Origin of the sequence: Vibrio sp. 10N.261.52.A1 (assembly GCF_002876325.1) — a bacterium.
Classification (GTDB): domain Bacteria; phylum Pseudomonadota; class Gammaproteobacteria; order Enterobacterales; family Vibrionaceae; genus Vibrio; species Vibrio chagasii.
Genome location: NZ_MCYD01000852.1, coordinates 1 through 3,936, shown reverse-complemented (window position 1 = coordinate 3,936; position 3,936 = coordinate 1). Strand labels below are relative to the sequence as shown.

The following is a 3,936-nucleotide window of genomic DNA, read 5'->3' as shown; positions in this document are numbered from 1 at the left end:
CTATAACCTAAAGCTATTCAGATTGAATATGATGACACTTGCGGTCCGCACATTGCTTTTTCATCCCTTGAGCTGTTTTCTTCTCAAGTAACAGCGGGAACTGACACGCTTCACAACGACCGATAATAGGCGGCTGGTTTACTGCAAACTTACACTTAGGGTAGTTATCACACGCGTAGAAAGTTTTGCCGTAGCGAGATTTACGCTCGACCAAATGGCCTTTGCCACATTCAGGACAGCCGACCAACGGCTGCTCTTCAGGTTGTTCTTTGGGCTGGTCTAAAGATTCGATGTGATTACACGCAGGGTAACTGCTACAACCAATAAACATGCCATAGCGACCTTGCCTCAATACCAGCTCGTTTTGGCATTTAGGGCACGGTACACCCAGCTCTTTCACTACATGACCATCGTTTTGGTGCAAAGGCTTGATGTAGTCGCAATCTGGATATTGCTTACAGCCTAAAAACGGGCCGTGCTTACCATGGCGAAGCTGAAGCTCTCCGCCACACTGTGGACACGGTTCATGCTCTAGTGCATGTTCATGTGCTGAAAAAAGCTGATTATCAATCTTACTACTCATGATAAGCCTGTATTAATGCAAGATACCTTGCTCTTTGGTGTACAACAGCTCTTCCATTTGCGTGTAAGCACTTTCATTACCCGGTACATTGAACAGTACCATTAAGATAATCCACTTCAGATCATCCAACTCAAATTCATTGGTCTCTAACCCCATCACACGATCAATCACCATTTCACGAATCTCTGTCGTGAGAACGTTGATCTGCTCAAGGAACAACAAAAAACCACGACACTCCATATTAATACGTGATATCTCTTTACTTGTGTAAACACGCATCGAGGTATTAGAGCACATAGTAATCGCCGCTTGGTTATCGGTATCTTGCAGTGCAGCAAGGTCTTCTAACCAATGGAGAGCCTTATAAATATCATCTTGGTGAAACCCCGCTCGAAGAAGTTCATCTTCAAGTTCGTCTTGATCCACCTGCAATTCAGAATCGCTATGGATGTAGGTTTCAAACAAGTACATCAGTATGTCCATCATCATAGCTAGCCTCTCCCCTTTCGAATATAGCCACCGGAAACTGCAACAACATGCCCTGAGAGCTCAAGCTCTAAAAGCTGCATCATGACTTCATGCACAGGTATATGGGTTCTCTGTGCCAAAATATCAACGGGTGTCGCCTCTAATCCTACGTTAGCTAACAGATGTGGAAATGGCAATTGTTCATTTTCCTCCAAGCTTGGCGTAGGTTCGAATAAATTAGGCTGTTGATCTATAGACCAGTCTAACAGACTCTTTATTTCAACCAAGACATCTTGAGCACTCTGTACCAAGCAAGCACCGGCTTTAATTAAGCTATTGCCTCCACGGCTTGTCGGGCTATGAATAGAACCTGGAAGCGCAAATACTTCACGTCCTTGCTCCAAAGCGTAGCGAGCAGTAATTAGTGAACCACTCTTCTCAGCCGCCTCGATTACCAAGGTTCCTAACGATAAGCCACTAATAATACGATTGCGACGCGGGAAATGTTCAGGTCGCGGTTTAGCACTTGGGCGAAACTCTGAAATTAGCGCCCCGCTTTCACATAGCCGAGCCGCGAGGTTTCTGTGCCGCGCAGGATAAATAGAATCCAAGCCAGACCCCAGCACAGCAAAGGTTTCGCCTCCTTTTTCTAACGCACCATCATGAGCATAGCCATCGATACCTAAGGCTAAACCGCTAGTGACAATCAAGCCATTTTGTACAAACTCTTTAGCAAATGATTTCGCAGTTTGTAAGCCTTCGATGCTGGCATTACGGCTGCCGACCATGGCGATTTGAGGCTCTATCAGTTTTTCAACATTACCTTTTACGAAAAGCACTGCGGGTGCTGAAGCTATCTCACTGAGTAATTTAGGATAATGTGGGCAACTCGGAGTCAGGATGTGATGGTTGGGTTGTTTAGCCTGCCAAGCGAGACAAGCCTCTACCTCTCTTGGGGCTTGCTCTCGTAGATAGGCGACTTGTTTGGTTGATAACCCCAATGCCTGCAGCTGTTGCCCTGAGTAACCAACAATGTTTAAAGGAGAATCAACACTCAGTAGGCGAGTAAGACGCTTTCCACCCAGTTGCGGAATAAAGCTTAACGTTAACCAAGCGATCAATTGCTGTTCATTCACTCGCTTCCCTCTTCCGTCACAGCTAGATCCAAAGGAGATACCGCTAGAATGTCATTGCTCACTGGCTTTGAACTTTGAGTGATCAGAGCGAGGCTAAAATACTCATAAGGTCGAATGACCATAAGGCTGCCCAGCGAGGTACTTGGTAGCTGCACCTTATTACTCGCTGCAGACTCTTTGTAGCTGTATTCACCTTGTTTGCCGAACACGACAGCACCACTTTCACTGAGAGTAAACATAGAGCCTTGGCGAATATTGTCATGCGATCCCTTGTTAATGACCACCACCTGATTTTTCGCTCTGTACTGATTACCCTCGAGAGAACCTAAAATACTGGCAAACTGCCCCGCAGAACTGGGGGTAGGGTAAAACGTAGTAGAAAGATTCACTTGGTCGACGCCCAGTTCGGGGAGTACTAGGTCATTAAGTAGAACTTCTTGCAACTGAGTGTCTATCTGTAAGCTACTGAACTCATCGTCCACTTCTTTTAAGCGCGCAGTGGCAACCAAGCGCAAAGAAGTGATACTCGCTTGAGGCTGCTGCCTTTGATAAGTTTCAACGGCGCGGTAGATACCCCACTTAGGATGCTGCTGGTTTCCAGATATGAATAATCGGTCTTCCCCAGACAAGAAGCGTTTTCCATCGCTTGTTCCCAACACTCGTTGCGCCGAGTCAATATCTTGCTGCTCAACCAAGCGATCAGACTGCAAATAAGGTAAAACCAACCCCTCATTCACAGTAGGCACTGCTTTCTTCTCCGAGACACGAATCTTAGGGCTGAGTTTGATAACCGGCTTGAGGCTCAACACAGGTTCGCCATTAATCCAAACCAACGACAGTTTGTCTCCGGGGTAAATCAGGTGAGGATTTTCTATCTCTGGATTCACCTGCCATAACCTTGGCCACAACCAAGGGCTATCGAGATACATTGCTGAGATATCCCACAAGGTGTCGCCCTTAACCACCACATAGGCTTCAGGCGCACCTAGCTTAATGGTTAAAGGTTGATCACTATTCTCGGCCACTGCGACAAAAGAAATTGAGGAAAAAATAAGCGATAAAGTGGGGTAAATATGACGCATGACCTAGCTTCCTTGGTCTGTATATTTGGAGAATTACCATCAGGATGCTGTCATTTGACCTCTAAAATGTCTAGAATTGAGCCAACAAGGTTAAAGCTGTTTCGGCACAGTTCAATATTTCGAGTGTATATGTCTGTATTACAAGTATTAACATTACCAGATGATCGTCTACGTACCGTGGCGAAACCGGTAAAAGAAGTTACCCCAGAGATTCAAAAGTTCGTTGATGACATGATTGAAACCATGTACGACGAAGAAGGTATCGGCCTTGCGGCAACGCAGGTAGATTTCCACCAGCGTATCGTTGTAATTGATATTTCAGAAACGCGTGATGAACCAATGGTTCTTATCAACCCTGAGATTATCGAGAAGCGCGGCGAAGATGGTATCGAAGAAGGCTGTCTATCTGTACCTGGCGCTCGAGCTCTAGTACCTCGCGCTGCAGAAGTAACGGTTAAAGCACTAGACCGTGACGGCAACGAATTCACATTCGACGCTGATGACCTTCTGGCTATCTGTGTTCAGCACGAGCTTGACCACCTAGAAGGCAAGTTATTTGTTGATTACCTATCGCCACTTAAGCGTAAACGTATTCAAGATAAGCTAGCGAAAATCAAACGCTTCAATGAGAAGCAAGGCAAATAATCGCAGCTATTAGTAAATTAAG

General features: G+C 45.7%; 5 protein-coding genes. 1 reads left to right on the top strand and 4 read right to left on the bottom strand.

Features of this window, described 5'->3' with window-relative positions; genetic code table 11:
* Positions 1-13: 13 nt before the first annotated feature.
* Genes BCT81_RS18230 through BCT81_RS18215 form a run of 4 tightly spaced genes read right to left on the bottom strand, consistent with a single transcriptional unit; the run spans position 14 to position 3,269 of the window.
* On the bottom strand, positions 14-583 hold the full coding sequence (locus BCT81_RS18230; RefSeq protein ID WP_102425377.1) for a topoisomerase DNA-binding C4 zinc finger domain-containing protein: 570 nt from the start codon (positions 581-583) through the stop codon (positions 14-16).
* 12 nt (positions 584-595) lie between these two features.
* Positions 596-1,072 (bottom strand): DUF494 family protein, encoded by a 477-nt coding sequence (locus BCT81_RS18225; RefSeq protein WP_029235095.1) that lies wholly within the window; start codon positions 1,070-1,072, stop codon positions 596-598.
* Between the two features lie 2 nt (positions 1,073-1,074).
* On the bottom strand, positions 1,075-2,187 hold the full coding sequence (gene dprA, locus BCT81_RS18220) for a DNA-processing protein DprA (RefSeq protein WP_102425376.1): 1,113 nt from the start codon (positions 2,185-2,187) through the stop codon (positions 1,075-1,077).
* Complete coding sequence (locus BCT81_RS18215; protein WP_102425375.1) at positions 2,184-3,269, bottom strand: LysM peptidoglycan-binding domain-containing protein; 1,086 nt, start codon at positions 3,267-3,269, stop codon at positions 2,184-2,186. Before BCT81_RS18215 ends, dprA begins: the two co-directional genes overlap by 4 nt.
* 129 nt (positions 3,270-3,398) lie before the next feature.
* On the opposite strand from BCT81_RS18215, the gene def reads away from it, so the two are divergent.
* Entirely contained in the window at positions 3,399-3,914 is a 516-nt protein-coding gene (gene def, locus BCT81_RS18210) for a peptide deformylase (protein WP_004739338.1), read from the top strand.
* Positions 3,915-3,936 lie beyond the last annotated feature (22 nt).

Coding starts and splice junctions, on each gene's coding strand:
- BCT81_RS18230 (WP_102425377.1), bottom strand. CDS start 583: ATGAGTAGTAAGATTGATAATCAGCTTTTTTCAGCACATGAACATGCA.
- BCT81_RS18225 (WP_029235095.1), bottom strand. CDS start 1,072: ATGATGATGGACATACTGATGTACTTGTTTGAAACCTACATCCATAGC.
- BCT81_RS18215 (WP_102425375.1), bottom strand. CDS start 3,269: ATGCGTCATATTTACCCCACTTTATCGCTTATTTTTTCCTCAATTTCT.
- def (WP_004739338.1), top strand. CDS start 3,399: ATGTCTGTATTACAAGTATTAACATTACCAGATGATCGTCTACGTACC.